The sequence below is a fragment of the Saccharopolyspora flava genome, assembly GCF_900116135.1.
In the GTDB taxonomy this organism is placed as follows: Bacteria; Actinomycetota; Actinomycetes; order Mycobacteriales; family Pseudonocardiaceae; genus Saccharopolyspora; species Saccharopolyspora flava.
The window spans coordinates 40,656-57,955 of the sequence record NZ_FOZX01000005.1 but is presented as its reverse complement, the minus strand read 5'-3'; the positions used below and the strand labels follow the sequence as shown (position 1 = coordinate 57,955).

Sequence of the window (17,300 nt, the reverse complement as noted above, 5' to 3'; positions counted from 1 at the left end):
CGCTCCGGCCTCGTTCCGTGATGAACTCGATCTTGTCTCGCGCTCCGCTTCGAGGTGAAATCGATTCACAACCGAATGAGGAGACGCGGATGTCCAGCAGTTTGCTCACCAGCCGGGACTTCAAGCTCGGCCTCTTCTCGCCCAACTGCTCCGGCGGGCTCGCGATCACCACCGTCGCCGACCGGTGGGGAGCGAGCTGGGCCGACAACCTCGCGCTCGCGCGCCTCGCCGACGACGCCGGGCTCGACTTCCTGCTGCCGATCGCCCGGTTCATCGGCTACCCCGGCAGCTCCGGGTTCCACGAGAGCGTCCTGGAACCGGTCCCCTGGGCGGCCGGGCTGCTCGCCGCCACCCGGCGGATTACCGTGTTCGCCACCGTCCACACCGCCTTCAACCACCCGGTCGTCAGCGCCAAGCAGCTGGCCACCCTGGACCACGTCGGCCAGGGCCGGGCCGGGCTCAACGTGGTGGCCGGCTGGAACGAGCCCGAGTACCGGGCGATGGGCCTGGAGCTGCCCGAGTCCCACGACGACCGCTACGCGCTGGCCCAGGAGTGGTGGGATCACGTGCACGCGCTGTGGACCCGCGAGGGCCGGTTCGACCTGCCCGGCCGGTTCTTCGACCTGCACGGCGTCGAGTCCTCCCCCAAGCCGGTCAACGGGACGCTGCCGCTGCTCAACGCCGGCTCGAGCCCGCAGGGCCGCGCGTTCGCCGCGCGCAACGCCGACTTCGTGTTCACCGCGCTGAGCGACCTCGACCACGGCGCCCAGGTCGTCGCCGAGCTGCGGGCGGACGCGCGCGGCCGCTACGGCCGCGACGTCGGGGTGATGGCGCCCGCGTTCGTGGTGTGCCGCCGGACCCGCGCCGAGGCCGAGGAGTTCCTGCACCACTACGCCGAGGAGAACGCCGACTGGGAGGCCGTCGACGAGCTGATGCGGCTGCAGGGCATGTACGCCCAGTCCTTCGCCAACGACATCATGGACACCCTGCGCACCCGCTTCGCCGCCGGGCACGGCACCTGCCCGCTCATCGGCACCCCGCAGGAGATCGCCGACGAGATCGAGCGCTACGCGAACGCGGGCCTTGCGGGCATGTCGCTGGCGTTCCTGGACTACCTCGGCGAGCTGGAGGACTTCGCGGCCGAGGTGCTGCCGCGCCTGGAGGCCAAGGGGATCCGGTCGCCGGCGGCCGAGCGCGTCAGCTCGTGATCACTCGAAGCGCGAGGGGTCGCCGGCACCGACGCGCACGACCTCCGGTTCGTCGGTGGAGAAGTCGATGACCGTGGTCGGTTCGACGCCGCAGTCGCCGGAGTCGATGACCGCGTCGAGCACGTGGTCCAGCTCGTCCTTGATCTGCCAGCCCTGGGTCATCGGCTCCTCCTCGCCGGGCAGCAGCAGCGTGCTCGACAGCATCGGCTCCCCCAGCTCGGCCAGCAGCGCCTGGGCGGCGACGTGGTCGGGGATGCGGACGCCGACCGTCTTCTTCTTGGGGTGCAGCAGCCGGCGCGGAACCTCCTTGGTGGCGGGCAGGATGAACGTGTAGCTGCCCGGCGTGGAGGCCTTGATCGCGCGGAACACGGCGTTGTTGATGATGACGAACTGGCCGAGCTGCGCGAAGTTCTGGCACACCAGCGTGAAGTGGTGCCGGTCGTCGAGGTGCCGGATCGAGCGGATCCGGTCCATGCCCTCCTTGTTGCCCAGCTGGGCGCCCAGCGCGAAGCAGGAGTCGGTGGGGTAGGCGATCAGACCGTCCTCCCGGAGGATGTCCACCACCTGCCCGATCGAGCGCGGCTGCGGGTTGTCCGGATGCACGTCGAAGTACTTCGCCATGCGGCCCAGCATAGAAGTCCTGTCACGTCTGCGTGATGTGCGCGAACCGGGCGAGTCGGGCTCTGGACTTCCCGCGTTCGCCCGAGCATCCTGTGCCGTCCGGGAGTGATCCCGACAACAACCCCATCTCGGAACCACGGGCCGAAAGGGCGACGGATGAGCCGGGCGACGCGGTCTGAGCACGAACGAACTCCCGACGGGACCGGCGGCGCGGACGAGATCGCCGCGACCCACGACGAGGAGAAACCGGCGCGCAGGCTGTCCCGGGGTCCCGAGCTGCTGGTGTACCTGGTGGCCCTGGCGGTGGCGCTGCTGGTGCTGCGGCAGGTGTTCTTCCCGCTGACCAAGGGCAACCAGTTCTACCTGGTCGTCTTCCTGGGATGCACGCTGCCGCTGGTGTTCCTGTCCTACAGGCCTGGCGCCAGGCGCGGGACCGGTGAGCGCGACGATCCCGCCTGGTACGACTGGGTGCTGTCGGCGGTGGCGCTGCTGGTGGCCTTCTACCCGGTGCTGCCGTTCGCCTCGGGCGGTTTCGACGCCTTCCTGGACCGGCAGGGCGGGCTGTCCACGGTGGACGTGGTGGCGGGCTCGCTGCTGTTGCTGCTGGTGCTGGAGGCGACGCGGCGCACGACGGGCTAAATCCTGCCGGTGATCTGCGCGGCGTTCGTGGCCTTCGCCTACTACGGCGGGTTCCTGCCGCAGAACTGGGGGATCGCCCACGCCGGGGTCGACTTCGCGCAGATCATCAACGCGCTCTACAACGACGCCAGCGGTTTCTACGGCACTCCCCTGGACGTCGCGGCGAGCTACATCGTGCTGTTCACGCTCTACGGTGCGGTGCTGTCGGCCTCGGGTGCGGGGCAGTTCTTCGTGGACTTCTCCTTCGCGGCGTTCAAGCGGTCCCGCACCGCTCCCGGGCGCACCGCGGTGCTGTCGGGTTTCCTGCTGGGCACGGTGTCCGGGTCGGGGACGGCGACGGCGGTGAGCCTGGGGTCGATCACCTGGCCGATCCTGCGCCGGGCGGGGTATCCGCAGGAGAACGCGGGTGGTCTGCTGGCGGCGTCGGGCATCGGGGCGATCCTGTCGCCGCCGACGCTGGGTGCGGCGGCGTTCATCATCGCCGAGTACCTGCAGACCTCGTACCTGACGGTGCTGATCTGGGCGTGCGTCCCGACGCTGCTGTACTACCTGGGCATCGTGTTCTCGGTGGAGGCCGACGCGCGGCGCTTCGGCGCCCGGGCCGTCGACGTCGAGCGCGGCAGCGCGTGGAAGCTGCTGCTGCGCGGGGGTTATCACTTCCTGTCGCTGGCGATCATCGTGGTGTTCCTGGCGATGAACATCCCGCCGTTCGCCGCCGTCGTCTACGCCACCGGGGTGGCGGCGCTGTTCGCGCTGGTGTCGAACCTGGTGCGCGGCACCGGCGGTCCCGGGCGGGCGGTGCTGGAGTGGGCGCGCGGTCTCGTCGACGCGCTGTCGATCGGGGTGCGCGGGGCGCTGCCGGTGGTGGCGGTGTGCGCGGCGGCGGGCATCATCACCTCGACGATCACCAAGACCGGGCTGGGTCAGGAGCTGGCCGACGCGCTGGTGCAGGCGGCCATCGCCGTCTCGCAGGACCCGACGGTGATCCTGGTGCTCACGGTGGTGTTCTCGGCGCTGGCGGTGGGCGTGCTGGGTCTGGCGGTGCCGGTGACTGCCTCGTTCATCATCGCGTGGGTGGTGATCGGCCCGGCGCTGGGCGAGCTCGGCGTGGCCGATGCCGAGCGGGCCATGTTCATCTTCTACTACGCGGTCCTGTCCGAGGTCACGCCGCCGACGGCGCTGGCGGCGGTGGCCGCCGCGGCGATCACCGGCGGCCGGGTGATCCCGACGATGATGCAGGCCTGGAAGTACACGCTTCCCGCGTTCCTGGTGCCGATCGCGTTCGTGCTCACCGACAACGGCGCGGCGCTGCTGCTGCAGTCGGACGTGGTGACGGCGCTGTGGGTGCTGGCCGCGTCGGTGGTGGCGGTGGGCGCGTTGAGCGTGGTCACCGGTGGCTGGCTGTTCGGCCCGGTGCCGGCCGCGGTGCGGCTGCTGTTCGCGCCGGGTGCGCTGTGCCTGCTCTACCTCGAACCCCCGGTGGTGGCGGTGGGTCTCGGTTTCTGCGCGCTGGGCGTGGTGGCTCAGCTGCTGTTCCGCCGCAGGAACCCGTTGGAGGAATCGCAGTTCAAGGAGGAGCTCGATGCGGATTAGGACACTGCTGGCGGCCGCGGCCGCCGCGACGCTGGTGCTCACCGGCTGCGGCGGCAAGCAGGTGCAGGAACCCGCCGCCGGCCAGGCGAACTCGTGCGAGGCCGGTGACGGGCGGTTGACGATCGCCACCGGCAACACCGGCGGCGTGTACTACGTGCTGGGCGGTGGTCTGGCGCAGGTGATCAGCCAGAACAGCGAGCTGCGGGCGACGGCGGCCGAGACGGGCGCGTCGGTGCAGAACATCCAGCAGCTGGTGGCCGGTGACTACGACATCGCCTTCACCCTGGCCGACACCGCGGCCGACGCGGTCGCGGGAAAGGACGCCTTCGACGGGAAACCGCAGTCGATCCGGGCGCTGAGCCGGATCTACCCGAACTCGACGCACGTGGTGGTCAAGGCCGATTCCGGGATCAACAGCGTGGCGGACATGCGCGGCAAGCGGATCTCGACGGGTTCGCCGAAGTCGGGCACCGAGGTCATCGCGAACCGGCTGCTGGAGACCGCGGGCCTGGACCCATCCGCCGACGTGCAGGCGCAGCGGCTGTCGCTGAGCAAGTCGGTGGACGGGATGAAATCGGGCACCCTGGACGGGCTGTTCTGGTCGGGCGGGCTGCCGACGCCGGAGATCACCGATCTGACCACGACGCTGGGCGGGGCGGTGAAGTTCATCGACGTCACCCCGCAGCTGCCGAAGCTGAACGAGATCAGCGACGTCTACGAGCAGGGCACGATCCCGGCCGCGACCTACGGCCTGCCGGGCGACGTCCCAACGGTGCAGGTGCCGAACCTGCTGGTGGTCCGCGACGACTTCCCGGCCAACAACGCCTGCGCGGTCACCCGGCTGCTCTTCGACAAGAAGACCGAGCTCGAGGCCGTCCACCCCTCAGCAAAGCTCATCAACCGCGACAACGCCACCAAAACCAACCCGGTCCCCCTACACCCCGGCGCCCAACAAGCCCTCGGCGGCTGATCATGGGGTGGGGAAGTTTTCATGAAAACCTCCCCACCCCACCAGAGATGACGACGTCAGGAGAACCTTCTGACCTCGGACAAGTGCGGGGAGATCGCAGTTTTCATGAAAACCTTCCGTTGTGCGGGGGAGGGAAGTTTTCATGAAAACTTCCCCTCCCCCGGGACCACTCCGCGGAGCCACCGGTTATTTGCAGGTGGTGAGCATTTCTGTGAGGGCCTTCTTCTCGGCGTCTGTGACGGTGAGCTCGTAGCTGCGCTTGACCTCGATCCAGTCGGTGGCGTAGACGCACCACTGGCCCTGGGCGGTGGGCTTCCAGGTCGACGGGTCCTGGTCGCCCTTGCTGCGGTTGGAGCTGGAGTCCACGGCGACCAGCTGCGGCAGGCTCATGTCGTTGGCGAACTGCTGGCGCTTGGCGTCGTCCCACTTGTTCGCGCCGCTGCGCCAGGCGTTGGCCAGCGGAACCATGTGGTCGATGTCGACGTCCTTGGCGTCGCTGACCTTCTCCCCGGTGTAGAGGCTGGTCCACGAGCCGGAGGTGACCTCGCAGGCGTTGTTGGACTTGACGCCCTGGCCGTCGCGGGCCAGCACGGCCTCGCGCGTGTTGCAGTTCTTCCCGGCGTCCGGTTGCGCGATCCAGTGCTTGAACTTCTCCCGCGAGTACCCGGTCATCGAACCTTCCGGAGCGACTGTGAGCTCCGCGAGCTGGTCACCGGCCGGACCGGAGGCCGTGCTGGGATTCGACGCGCTCACCTTCGAATCGAGCAGCCCCGATTCGAAAACCAGCCACATCGCACCCAGCGCGATCGCCGCGACGATCGTCATCCACACTGGCGTCTTCTTAGCCGACACCCGACTCCCCCTTCTCGGCAAGGTGTTCGACCAATTCGATCATCCGGGGTGCCCAGCGATCACTCCACCACGCGGGCTATGTGCCGAAGCTAACGATCACCCGTTCAGCCCATTGCGGGCCGACGCGGAACGTAGCGGGGCGTGTAGCGCAGCAGCAGTCCGGCCCCGAGGAGCCCGAGCACACCCATCCCGGCGCCGGCGAGCCCGACCCCGGCCAGGGCGGTGAGCCCGGAGGTGATCAGCGGTCCGGCGGCCTGGCCGAAGTCGCCGGTGAAGCGCCAGGCGCCGAGGAACGGCGCGGGCCCGGACTGCGGGGCGAGGTCGGCGCCGAGGGTCATCAGGATGCCGCTGCTGGTGCCGTTGGCCAGCCCCAGCAGGATCGCCACCGCGGCGAAGGTGGGCACGTCGGTGACCACGAACAGCAGCGCGTGGCCGAGCGCGAGCCCGGTCATGGAGGGCACCGCCGCCCACAGCCGTCCCCACCGGTCCATGATCTGCCCGGAGGTGTAGGACAGCGCGAAGTCGATGCCCCCGGCGATGCCGATGATCAGCGCGGTGGTCGAGGGCGGGAGCCCGGCGGCGACCGCGACCAGCGGGAGGACGACGTTGCGCGAGGCGCGCAGGCCGCCGAGCAGCGCCGCGCAGGAACCCATCCGCAGCAGGACGCCGCGGTGCCGGGTCATGGTGGGCAGCAGTCCGTCGCGGCTCTCCCGCCGCTCGGCCTCGTCGGCGCCGCTGAGGTCGCCGGTGCACAGCAGCAGCACGAGGGTGGCCGCGGCGAAGGCGACGTGCACCAGGAACACCGAGCGCTTCTCGGGGCTGAGCACCAGCACGACCGAGCTGACGAACGGGCCGATGAAGTAGCCGGCCCGGAACAGCCCGCCGAGCACGCTCAGCGCCCGGGCGCGGTAGCGCAGCGGCACGCTGGTGGTGATGAACGCGTGCCGGGCCAGCGCGAACACGGCGGTGGACAGGCCGACGACGAAGACGCAGGCGCCCAGCACCCAGGGGTTGGTGGAGAAGTAGCAGCCGAGCAGCCCGGCGATCGACACCAGCGAGGCGACGATCATCGCGGTGCGCTCGCCGAGCCGCTGCACCAGCGCGCCGCTGGGCAGGTCGCCCACCAGCTCGCCGACCATGATCATGGCGGCGATCAGCCCGAGCGCGCCGAGCCCGGCGCCCTGGTCGGCGGCGATCAGCGGGATCATCGGCAGGATGGCGCCCTCGCCGGTGGCGAACAGCAGCGTGGGCCCGAAGGCGGCCAGGGCAACGGTTCTCAGCTCGAACGGCTTGTCGGTGACGGTCACTGTCCGCTGACTCCCCCGGCGCGACATCGGTTCGGACCACGTGCACCGCTCAGCCTCGCACGGCGGTGATCGAGCCCGGAACCGGCCGGAGCGGCGAAACCCCTGCGCACGGGGTGAAGTTGGTTACCCGCCCGCCGACAAACCGAACAAACTTCGCCTTGACCGCCTCCGTCCCGCACCGCAGGATGAGTGAGCCCGCTCCCCCTCGACGGCCCATCCACACCCTCAACGGCGAGGTGACGATGTCCGCACTGCCCGGCAAGGGAATGACGATCAGCGACCAGATCGCGCGCCATGCCCGCAAGATTCCCGATGAGATCGCGCTGCGGCACGGCGAGGCCTCCCGCAGCTACGCCGAGTTCAACGAGCGCGTGACGCGCCTGGCCAACGCCCTGCGCGACCGGGGTGTGGGCCCGGGCGACCGCTACGCGGTGGCCACGCTCAACCACCTGGAGACCATCGAGTCCTACGTGGCCGGTTCGCGGATCGGCGCGATCTGCGTGCCGATCAACTTCCGGCTTGTCGCCGACGAGATCGCCTACCACCTCAACGACAGCGGGGCGAGCGCGGTGATCACCGACTCGGCGCTGGCCGGGACGGTGGCCCAGGCCCGCGAGCAGGCGCCCGGCGCGAAGTCCGCGCTGGTCATCGGCGGTGGCGATGCGGGACCGGACTCGGTGGAGTTCGAGGCGGCGCTGGCGGCGGCCTCGGCCGAGCACGACGAGCTGGACGTGGAGCAGGAGTCGGCCGCGTTCATCATGTACACCTCGGGCACGACCGGCCGCCCCAAGGGCGCGGTGCTGACGCACCACAACCTGCTGATGCACACCTTCAGCCTGCTGGTGCACAACGGCGTCTCCGAGGACGACCGCGTGTACCTGGTGGGGGTGCCGCTGTTCCACATCGCCGGGGTGTCGGGCATGTTGGGCCCGCTGCTGCGCGGCGGCCGGATCGTGCTGTCGTCGTCGGGGCAGTTCGACCCGCGGGAGACGGTGGAGATGCTGGAGCGGGAGCGGATCTCGGGCTGCTTCTTCGTCCCGGCCCAGTGGCAGGCGATCTGCTCGCTGCCCGACATCGGCGAGCGGGATCTCTCGGCGCTGCGGCGGATCAGCTGGGGCGCGGCGCCGGCGTCGACGACACTGCTGCGCCAGATCATGGAGACGTTCCCGCAGGCGGAGCTGAGCACGGTGTTCGGGCAGACCGAGTGCTCGCCGGTGACCACGGCGCTGCGGGCCGAGGACGCGCTGCGCAAGATCGGCTCGGTGGGCACGCCGATGATCAACGTCGAGGTGCGCATCGTCGACGACGAGATGAACGACGTGCCGCGCGGGGAGGTGGGCGAGATCGTCTACCGGGGTCCGACGGTGATGCGGGAGTACTGGAACAAGCCGGAGGAGACCGCGGAGGCCTTCCGCGGCGGCTGGTTCCACTCCGGCGACCTGGTGCGCCAGGACGAGGACGGCTACATCTACGTGGTCGACCGCAAGAAGGACATGATCATCTCCGGTGGCGAGAACATCTACTGCGCCGAGGTCGAGGAGGCCCTGTCCGGGCACCCGAAGGTCGGCGAGGTCGCGCTGATCGGGGTCCCGGACCAGCGGTGGGGCGAGACGCCGCTGGCAGTGATCGCCCCGCGCGACCCGGCGGACCCGCCGACCGAGGACGACATCGAGACCTGGTGCCGCGCGCGGCTGGCCGGCTACAAGCGGCCCCGGCAGGTGCGGCTGGTCGAGCAGCTCCCCCGCAACCCCAGCGGCAAGGTCCTCAAGACGACCCTGCGCGCCGAGTACCGCAAGTAGGCACGACCGGGAGGCAGCACCCACGTGAGCAACGAGTCCAACCCATTCGACCTGACCGGGCACGTCGCCCTGGTCACCGGCGGCAACTCGGGCATCGGCCTGGCGATGGCCGGCGCGCTGGCCGCCGCCGGTGCCGGGGTGTGCGTGTGGGGCACCAACGCCGAGCGCAACGAGAAGGCGGCCCGCGAGCTGGAGGCGCACGGCGGCAAGGTCCTGGCCGTGCGCTGCGACGTCGGCGACGAGGAGCAGGTCGAGGCCGCGATGGCCCGCACGGTCGAGGAGTTCGGGCGGGTGGACTCCTGCTTCGCCAACGCCGGGATCGGCGGGGTGGGCAGTCGTTTCCTGGAGACCGATCTCAGCGAGTTCCGCCGGGTCACGCGGGTGGACCTGGACGGGGCGTTCCTGACGCTGCGCGCGGCGGCGAAGCAGATGGTGGCCCAGGGCGAGGGCGGCAGCCTGGTGGGCACCTCCAGCCTGGCGGCCCGGCAGGGCCAGCCGCGTGGGCAGGCCTACGCGGCGAGCAAGGGCGCGCTGATCTCGATGATCAAGTCGATCGCGATCGAGCTGGCCCGGCACGGGATCCGCGCCAACGCGGTGCTGCCGGGCTGGGTGAGCACGCCGCTGGCGGATCCGGTGCTGGAGTCGGAGGGCTTCCAGCGCAAGGTGCTGCCGCGGATGCCGGTCGGGCGGTGGGGCCGGCCGGACGACTTCGGGGCGCTGGCGGTCTACCTGGCCAGCCCGGCCAGCGCCTTCCACACGGCCGACGCGCTCACCGTCGACGGCGGTTACGTGAACTTCTGATCCTCGCCCCCGGTCTCGCGGCCGGGGGCGTTGCCAGCCCTACCTATGCAACTCGTTGCATTGCAACTTGGTGCATAGTACGGTCCGGCTGGAGCGGTTCTAGTCGAGAAGGGCAGTGAGCAACGTGCTGCGAACCAGGTTCACCGAGGAGTTCGGCGTCGAGCACCCGATCGTGCAAGGCGGGATGCAGTGGGTCGGCCGCGCCGAGCTGGTCGCCGCGGTGGCCAACGCCGGCGCGCTGGGCATGATCACCGCCCTGACCCAGCCCACGCCCGAGGACCTCGTCAAGGAGATCGCGCGCTGCCGCGAGCTCACCGACAAGCCCTTCGGCGTGAACCTGACGATCCTGCCCGCGATCACTCCCCCGCCCTACGCCGAGTACCGGCAGGCGATCATCGAGTCGGGCATCACCGTCGTCGAGACGGCCGGGTCCAACCCGGCCGAGCAGGTCGCGGCGTTCAAGCCCGCCGGGGTCAAGGTGCTGCACAAGTGCACCAGCGTCCGGCACGCGCTCAAGGCGCAGCAGCTGGGCGTGGACGGGGTCAGCATCGACGGCTTCGAGTGCGCCGGGCACCCCGGCGAGGACGACATCCCGGGCCTGGTGCTCATCCCCCGGGCCGCCGACGAGCTCGACATCCCGATCATCGCCTCCGGCGGGTTCGCCGACGCGCGCGGTCTCGTCGCGGCGCTGAGCCTCGGCGCGGACGGGGTCAACATGGGCACCCGGTTCATGTGCACCCGGGAGTCGCCGATCCACGACGAGGTCAAGAAGCGCATCACCGAGGCGAGCGAGCGCGACACCGAGCTGATCTTCCGGCCGCTGCGCAACACCGCGCGGGTGGCCAGCAACTCCGTCAGCCGCGAGGTCGTCGCCAAGCTCGACGACGGCGCGCAGTTCGAGGACATCCGCGAGCTGGTGGCCGGGGCGCGCGGACGCCAGGTCTACGAGCAGGGCGACACCGAGCTGGGCGTGTGGAGCGTCGGTATGGTCCAGGGGTTGATCAACGACGTGCCGAGCGTGGCCGAGCTGGTCGACCGGATCGTCACCGAGTCCGGCGAGCTCGTCCGCGACCGGCTCGGGAAGCTCATCGCGGGCTGAGAGGACGAGCGCCGGTGTCTCTGGAGTACGCGATCCTGGTGTCGCTGCGGGAACGCGCGGGCTCGGGCTACGAGCTCGCGCGCCGGTTCGACAAGTCGATCGGGTACTTCTGGGCGGCCAGCCACCAGCAGATCTACCGCAGCCTCAAGCGCATGGTCGAGCTCGGCTGGGTCGACTGCGACCAGGTCGCCCAGCTCAAGCGGCCCGACAAGAAGGTCTACCGGGTCAGCGAGGCCGGGTCCGAGGAGCTGCGGCGCTGGATCGCCGAGCCGGCCTCGACCCGCAACGACCTGACGGTCAAGCTGCGCGGCGCGTCGTTCGGCGACCCCGCGCAGGTGCGCGAGGAGTTCGCCCGGCAGCGCGATCTGCACGTGCAGCGGCTGTCGCTGTACCGCGAGATCGAGCGCCGCGACTTCCCCGACCCGGCGAAGCTCACCGGGCAGGCGCTGCACCAGCACCTGGTGCTCAGCGGCGGGATCCGCACCGAGCAGGCCTTGCTGGAGTGGTGCGAGGACGCGATCCGAGCACTCGACGACGATCAGGGATGAGGACATGAACGCCGCTGACCGCTTCCGCGCCGCCATCGAGGCGGGCGACTTCGACGCCGCCGTGAACGAGTTCACCGACGACATCCGGTTCTACAGCCCGGTGAAGTTCACGCCGTTCGAGGGCATCGGCACCGTGCGCGCGCTGTTCCGGGTGCTGCAGCGGACTTTCGAGGACTTCCGCTACGTCGGCGACTTCCCCGGCCGCGGCCGGACTCTTTCCGGCGACGAGACCGAGGCGCACGTGCTGCACTTCCGCACGGTGGTCAGCGGCAAGCAGGTGGAGGGCATCGACCTCATCCACCTCAACGCAGAAGACCGGATCACCACCTTCACGGTGATGATCCGGCCCATGTCGTCGCTGCAGGCCGTCAGCGACGCGATCTACGCGGGTCTCGTCGCCGACGGGGTCGTCCCGGGCTGACCTACCAGATCTCCTCGACCCACTCGGGGTGGTCGATGAACGGGTTCCGGTTGTGCTGGATGTCGGTGAAGATGACGTCGTTGCGGTGCTTCTCGAAGTCGTCCGGCGGGTCCTGCTCGTTCCACTGCTTGAGGACCGAGAGCTTGCCGATGTTGGGGTTGCTGCCGTTGTCGACCTGGTCGTTGACCTCCAGGTCGGCGAACCCGTCCTCGCCCTCGTAGCGCACCGACATGTAGAAGATCATCCGGGCGACGTCGCCCTTGACGGCGTCGCGCGGCTCCCACGAGTCGTCGTCGGTGAAGTTGCCCGGGGCCTCCTCCGACTCGGTGCCGCCCATGTCGAAGTCCTTGTTGCCGCGGTCGGCGTTGACCGACACGTCGGTGGGGCGCAGGTGGTGCACGTCGGTGCCCGGACCGGGGACGGTGTCGAAGTCGCCGTGCGACTTGGCCCAGACGTGCTCGCGGTTCCACTGGTCGGCGTCGCCGCCGTTGGTGTCGGCGGCCTGCGAGCGGCCGGTGTAGAGCAGGATGACGTTGTCCGGGTTGGCCGGGTCCTGGTCGGTGACCTTGAGGGCGTCCCAGACGCCGTCGTAGTCGAGCGTGGTGACGCCGTTGCTGATGATGCCGTGCAGCGCGGCCTCCAGCTCGGGGCCGGTCTTGCCGATCGCGTCCTGGTAGTAGTCGTCGGCGCTGGGCTGGGCCGGCGACGCGACCGCGACGGCGGCGGTCGGCGCGGCCACCAGCACCGCGCCGCATAACAGCGTGACGGGCTTCCAGCGGGTGATCTTCATGGTTCCCTCTCCCCGTGGTCGAGACGGGGGAAGCGTGCCACAGAAGTTCTCACCATTGGGTGAAACAAATCTGGTGACGAGACGGCGGGAAATGATCACCGCGACGCCGGAAAACCCCGGCGAGCTGGGATGATTCAGGCCGCGGCGCGGCGGGTGCGCGGCCACCAAATGGAAACAACGGGAATCAAAAGTGCCAGCAGCAGGCCCGCCAGCCCGAATCCCAGACCCGCGTCCTGCCGGTACAGGCCGGTGAACACCGCCGGCGAGGCCGACATCCCGAGGAACCGCCAGGCGGTCACCACCGAGATCGCCCCGCCGCCCCCGGTGCCGCCGAGCACCGTCGAGTGCACCGCCACCAGGATCAGCTGGCCGCACACCCCGGCCAGCGCCCAGGCCAGGACCACCACCGGCAGCAGGTCGACCAGCCCGATGGTGGCCACGGCGATCGCGGCGCCGAGCACCCCGGTGATCAGCGCGGCGCGGACGCCGAAGCGGTCCACGGCCCCGCCGGTCAGCCGGGCGGCGAGCACCCCGGCGATGCCGTAGGCGGTCAGCGCCAGGCCCCGGGCGCCGGGGCTGAGCGCGAAGGCGTCGTCGAGGCGGAACGAGACCAGGAACGGCAGCCCGGCCGAGCACATCCAGGCGACCCCGGCGATCCCGCCGCTGAGCAGCACGATCGGCGTCCAGGCGTCGCGCAGCGCACCCGGGTTGCGCTCACCGGTGGACTCGGAGTCGGGCGGCAGCGGGCTGACCGCGAGCACGGCGGCGACGACGGCGACGCCGATGAAGGCCAGCTGCCAGGCGCTCTCGGCGGCGATCCCGCCGACCAGCGGTGCGGTCGTCTGGCCGATCGCCTGCATCGCCCCGTAGGTGCCCATCGCCCGGCCGAGGCGTTCCTTCGGAGTCCCGGCGGCGATCTTGGCCAGCAGCAGCGGCGTGGTGAACGCGTTGGCCACGCCCTGCAGCACGCGGGTGACCTGGAACAGCCAGAACCAGGGCGCCACGGCTCCCAGCACGGCCACCACGGCGTAGCCGATGTAGGCGGTCCGGATGGTGCGGCTGCTGCCCCACCGCTCGCCGAGGCTGCCGGACACCAGCATCACGAGCGCGAACGGCAGCAGGTAGGCGGTGGTGGAACTGGCGGCGATGCCCGGCGACACGGCGTAGTCCGCGCCGAGCTCGGGCAGCATGGCCGCCACGATCCCGCCCCCGAAGGGCCCCAGGAGACCCCCGACGTACAGCGCGACTCGAGAGCTCACCACCTCACCTCCGCACCTGGCGCCCCGCAGCCCGATCGCACCACCCGATCGGGCTATTCGTTAGCTGCGCGAACGTTATCACCGGATCCGCGCCCCGGAGTCCACAGTGGGGCGTCCGTCACCGCCGCACCACCGCTCCGGTGGGGACGTTCCGCGCCAGGGGGCAGTTTTAGCCACAACTGTCCGGACAAAAGGGACACCGAGGGTCGACAGTTATGACTAAAACTGTCCCCTGCCAAGCACCTTCGACACCGTCACGGCCCCGATCAAACGGTGGTGCACCCGGCGCGGAGCGGGGTCAGACGGTGATGATGGTGACTTCGGGGAGGCAGCGGAACGGGGCGAGATCGGTCTCGCCCGCGTTGGTGTCGGTCACCAGGGTCCAGCGGGAGGGCAGCGGCGCCCAGGCGTTGAACGGCATGGCGCCGAGCTTGCTGCTGTCGGCGAGGATGTAGACCTCGCGGGACTGGGCGATCATCTGCTCCTTCAGGCGGGTCTGGAGCAGGCTCGCCTCGCAGATCCCGTGCCGGGAGTCCAGCCCGTCGGCGCCCAGGAACGCCTTGTCCGCGGTCAGCCGGGACAGCGTCAGCTCGGCCAGCGGGCCGACGAAGCCCTGACTGATGTGCCGCAGCTCCCCCGCCAGCGACACCACCTGCACCGGGTCGGCGTCGACCAGCTCGGTCAGCGCCATGACGCTGTTGGTGACCACCGTGAGCCCCGAGCGGTCGCGCAGGTGGTGGGCGAGCTTGCCGGTGGTGGTGCCCGCGTCCAGGATCACCGTGTCGCCGATGGAGACCTGCCCGGCCGCCCACTCGGCGATGCGGTCCTTCTCCGCCGAGGCCAGCGCCGAGCGCTGCCCCAGCGAGGGCTCGGCGCTGGTGGCGGGCATCGCCCCGCCGTAGGTGCGCGCGAGCTTGCCCTGGTCGGTGAGCAGCTGCAGGTCGCGCCGGATCGTCGAGGGCGTGACGGCCAGCGACGCCGCCAGCTCCTCGACCTGGACCGCGCCCTGCTCGGTCACCAACCGCTCTATCAACGCCCGGCGCTGCCCTGCCGAGAGGCGTCCTTCGACTTCCGCGCTCACGCCGCGATCCTCCCAGAACCGGATCAAGGTCTTCCGGCCAGTGCCGCGGCCTGGCGCAGCGCCTCGACCATGCTGCCCGCCTCCGCCCGGCCGGTGCCGGCGATGTCGAAGGCCGTGCCGTGGTCGACCGAGGTCCGGATGACCGGCAGGCCCACGGTGATGTTGACCCCGGCCTCCAGGCCGAGGATCTTCACCGGCCCGTGGCCCTGATCGTGGTACATCGCCACGACCAGGTCGAAATCGCCTCGCCCGGCGCGGAAGAACACCGTGTCGGCGGGCAGCGGGCCCTGCGCGTCGATGCCGTCGGCGCGGCAGGCCGCCAGCGCCGGGTCGATCTTGTCCTCCTCCTCGCCGCGCCCGAACAGGCCGTTCTCCCCGGCGTGCGGGTTGATCCCGCACACGGCGATGCGCGGCTCGGCGATCCCGGCGTCGACCATCGTCCGGTGCCCGCGCCGCACGGTGCGCTCGACCAGGCCGGGCTCGATCCGCTCGATGGCGTCGACGAGCCCGATGTGCGTGGTCACGTGGATGACCCGCACCCGGCCGGTGGACAGCATCATCGACACCTCCGGCACCCCGCACAGCTCGGCGAGCAGTTCGGTGTGCCCGGGATAGCGGTGCCCGGCGGCGTGCAGCGCCGCCTTGTTCAGCGGCGCGGTGCAGATGGCCTGCACCTCGCCCGCCAGCGCCAGCTCCGCGGCCCGCGCCACGAACCGGTAGGCGCCCTCGCCCGCGACCTCGGACTGCTCGCCGAAGGGCAGGTCAGCGGGGATGCCGCCGACGTCGAGCACCTCGATCACGCCCGGCTCGCCGGTGGCCTCGGCGGGCTCGGCGACGGGCTTGACCCGCACGTCGACCCGGCAGAGCTCGGCGGCGCGGACCAGCCGGGCCGCGTCGCCGATCACCACCGGCCGGGCCAGGCCGCGCAGCTCGGGCCCGGCGAGCGCGCGCACGATCACCTCGGGCCCGACACCGGCGGCGTCGCCCATGGTGACGGCGATGGCGGGCAGGGTCACGCGACGGCCCTTCCGCAGCGCACCGCAGACACCGCGCGGTGCAGGGTGTCCGGCGCGCCGAACGCACCGGCCTTGGTGATGACGTAGCCGGGCTGCTTCTCGATGGTGCGGCCCAGCACCACGCCGGGTTCGAGCTCGTTGAGCAGCCGTAAGCCGCTCACGCCGCGCCGGGTCAGCACCGCTCGCGCGGTCTCGCCGCCGGTGAGCACCAGCAGCCCCGCCTTCTGCGCGGCCGGGGCGCACACCTCGGCCAGGCTCGCGGTGAGCTGCCGGGCGTGCCCGGCCTCGACCGGTCCTTCGACGGTGACCAGCACGTCGCCGCCGCACAGCGCGTCGTTGATCTGGTCGGCCAGGCGCACGAGCGCGGCCGGGTCGGCCTCGACGAGGGTGCGCGCCGAGAGCCGGCGGGTGTGCCCGAAGCGCTCGGCGAGGTGGTCGGCCTGCTGGCGGGAGGCCCAGTTGGCGCTGCCGACCACGGCCAGCACCGGACCGTCCACCGGCGGCGGGGGTTCGATGTCGTAGCCGGGGCGCAGCAGTTCGGCCAGCGCGTCGGCCAGACCGGCGGCACCGACCCAGTGCGGCGCGTTCTCGGCCGCGGCACCGGCGGTGACCACGGCGCGCAGGTCGCTCTCGGACACCGCGTCGCAGATGACCACGTCGGCCTCGGTGAGGAGCTCGGCGACGCGTTCCCGGAGCTGGGCGGGCTTGCCGCGCACCGAAGCCAGCGCCACGTGGCGGACTTTCAGCCCGTCGAGCGCGGAAGCGATGTCCACCGGCGCTTCTCCGGGCTCGGTCTTCCACACACCGGTGTGGTGCAAGGGGATTCCGTTGATGTGGACCACGCCGCCGAGCACGGTGCGGCCGGTCGCGGGCGAGGCGGGGCACAGCAGCACGCCCGCTCCCCCGGCGTGCTCGACGATCGCGCCGACCTCGGAGGCGACGTTGCCGCGCAGCGTGGAGTCGATCTTCTTGAAGACCACCCGCCCCTGCGCGTGCCCGTCGAGGGCTTCGTGCACGCGCTTGGCGGCGAGATCGGGTTCGATGTGCCTGCTGTCAGTGTCGGCCACGAACACCTCGGCGTCGCCGGTGTCGTCCAACGCCAGCAGAGTGCGCATTTCGCGCAATGCGAAGGGGACTCCGGAATCACCCGCACCGCTGAGGTCATCGGCTACGACCAGGACTCGCGATCCCATGATCACCTGCTCTTCTGCTCGCCGGAACACCCAACGAGCACCCCCCGTCGGGCTTGGTCTAACCATAGAGATCACTGCGCGAACCGCGCAATAGTCCTCTCCA

General features: G+C 70.8%; 15 protein-coding genes and 1 pseudogene. 8 read left to right on the top strand and 8 right to left on the bottom strand.

What is annotated here, in order from left to right:
• Positions 1-89: 89 nt before the first annotated feature.
• Positions 90-1,208, top strand: coding sequence for an LLM class flavin-dependent oxidoreductase (locus BM424_RS16005; protein ID WP_093418442.1), 1,119 nt, complete (start codon positions 90-92; stop codon positions 1,206-1,208).
• Here BM424_RS16005 and BM424_RS16000 read toward each other — a convergent pair whose 3' ends face one another.
• Positions 1,209-1,829: an L-threonylcarbamoyladenylate synthase gene (locus tag BM424_RS16000; protein WP_093419244.1), complete on the bottom strand. Its 621-nt coding sequence runs from the start codon at positions 1,827-1,829 to the stop codon at positions 1,209-1,211.
• A gap of 156 nt (positions 1,830-1,985) precedes the next feature.
• Between BM424_RS16000 and BM424_RS15995 the strand changes: the two are divergent.
• Together BM424_RS15995 and BM424_RS15990 are read left to right on the top strand one after the other, a co-directional pair.
• Positions 1,986-4,061, top strand: a pseudogene (locus BM424_RS15995) (TRAP transporter permease).
• Entirely contained in the window at positions 4,051-5,031 is a 981-nt protein-coding gene (locus tag BM424_RS15990) for a TAXI family TRAP transporter solute-binding subunit (RefSeq protein ID WP_093418439.1), read from the top strand. The pseudogene BM424_RS15995 and the gene BM424_RS15990 overlap by 11 nt, the downstream one beginning before the upstream one ends.
• Before the next feature lie 186 nt (positions 5,032-5,217).
• Here the strand turns inward: BM424_RS15990 and BM424_RS15985 are convergent, their stop codons facing one another.
• Positions 5,218-5,856, bottom strand: a complete 639-nt coding sequence (locus tag BM424_RS15985) for an HNH endonuclease family protein (RefSeq protein WP_093419240.1) — start codon at positions 5,854-5,856, stop codon at positions 5,218-5,220.
• A gap of 131 nt (positions 5,857-5,987) precedes the next feature.
• Positions 5,988-7,190, bottom strand: a complete 1,203-nt coding sequence (locus tag BM424_RS15980; protein ID WP_093418437.1) for an MFS transporter — start codon at positions 7,188-7,190, stop codon at positions 5,988-5,990.
• A 242-nt stretch (positions 7,191-7,432) separates the two neighbouring features.
• On the opposite strand from BM424_RS15980, the gene BM424_RS15975 reads away from it, so the two are divergent.
• The 5 genes from BM424_RS15975 (at position 7,433) to BM424_RS15955 (ending at position 11,858) form a co-directional block, all read left to right on the top strand.
• Positions 7,433-8,989, top strand: coding sequence for a long-chain-fatty-acid--CoA ligase (locus tag BM424_RS15975; RefSeq protein WP_245775882.1), 1,557 nt, complete (start codon positions 7,433-7,435; stop codon positions 8,987-8,989).
• 24 nt (positions 8,990-9,013) lie between these two features.
• On the top strand, positions 9,014-9,790 hold the full coding sequence (locus BM424_RS15970; protein WP_093418431.1) for an SDR family NAD(P)-dependent oxidoreductase: 777 nt from the start codon (positions 9,014-9,016) through the stop codon (positions 9,788-9,790).
• 124 nt (positions 9,791-9,914) lie between these two features.
• Complete coding sequence (locus BM424_RS15965) at positions 9,915-10,889, top strand: NAD(P)H-dependent flavin oxidoreductase (RefSeq protein ID WP_093419238.1); 975 nt, start codon at positions 9,915-9,917, stop codon at positions 10,887-10,889.
• A 14-nt stretch (positions 10,890-10,903) separates the two neighbouring features.
• Positions 10,904-11,437: a PadR family transcriptional regulator gene (locus BM424_RS15960; RefSeq protein WP_093418428.1), complete on the top strand. Its 534-nt coding sequence runs from the start codon at positions 10,904-10,906 to the stop codon at positions 11,435-11,437.
• Positions 11,438-11,441: 4 nt separating this feature from the next.
• Positions 11,442-11,858: a nuclear transport factor 2 family protein gene (locus BM424_RS15955; RefSeq protein WP_093418425.1), complete on the top strand. Its 417-nt coding sequence runs from the start codon at positions 11,442-11,444 to the stop codon at positions 11,856-11,858.
• Position 11,859: 1 nt separating this feature from the next.
• Here BM424_RS15955 and BM424_RS15950 read toward each other — a convergent pair whose 3' ends face one another.
• The 5 genes from BM424_RS15950 to BM424_RS15930 form a co-directional block, all read right to left on the bottom strand.
• Positions 11,860-12,648, bottom strand: coding sequence for an endonuclease I family protein (locus tag BM424_RS15950; protein ID WP_093418422.1), 789 nt, complete (start codon positions 12,646-12,648; stop codon positions 11,860-11,862).
• A gap of 134 nt (positions 12,649-12,782) precedes the next feature.
• Positions 12,783-13,907 carry an MFS transporter gene (locus BM424_RS15945; protein WP_093419237.1) on the bottom strand — a complete coding sequence of 375 codons (1,125 nt, stop codon included), beginning with the start codon at positions 13,905-13,907 and terminating at the stop codon, positions 12,783-12,785.
• A 298-nt stretch (positions 13,908-14,205) separates the two neighbouring features.
• On the bottom strand, positions 14,206-14,988 hold the full coding sequence (locus BM424_RS15940) for a DeoR/GlpR family DNA-binding transcription regulator (protein WP_093418419.1): 783 nt from the start codon (positions 14,986-14,988) through the stop codon (positions 14,206-14,208).
• Positions 14,989-15,011: 23 nt separating this feature from the next.
• A complete protein-coding gene (pdxA, locus tag BM424_RS15935; RefSeq protein ID WP_245775881.1) occupies positions 15,012-16,004 on the bottom strand; it encodes a 4-hydroxythreonine-4-phosphate dehydrogenase PdxA in 993 nt (330 codons plus the stop codon).
• The gene (locus tag BM424_RS15930; RefSeq protein ID WP_175548124.1) at positions 16,001-17,197 is read right to left on the bottom strand and encodes a four-carbon acid sugar kinase family protein; all 1,197 of its coding nucleotides are present in this window, start codon (positions 17,195-17,197) and stop codon (positions 16,001-16,003) included. Before BM424_RS15930 ends, pdxA begins: the two co-directional genes overlap by 4 nt.
• Positions 17,198-17,300 lie beyond the last annotated feature (103 nt).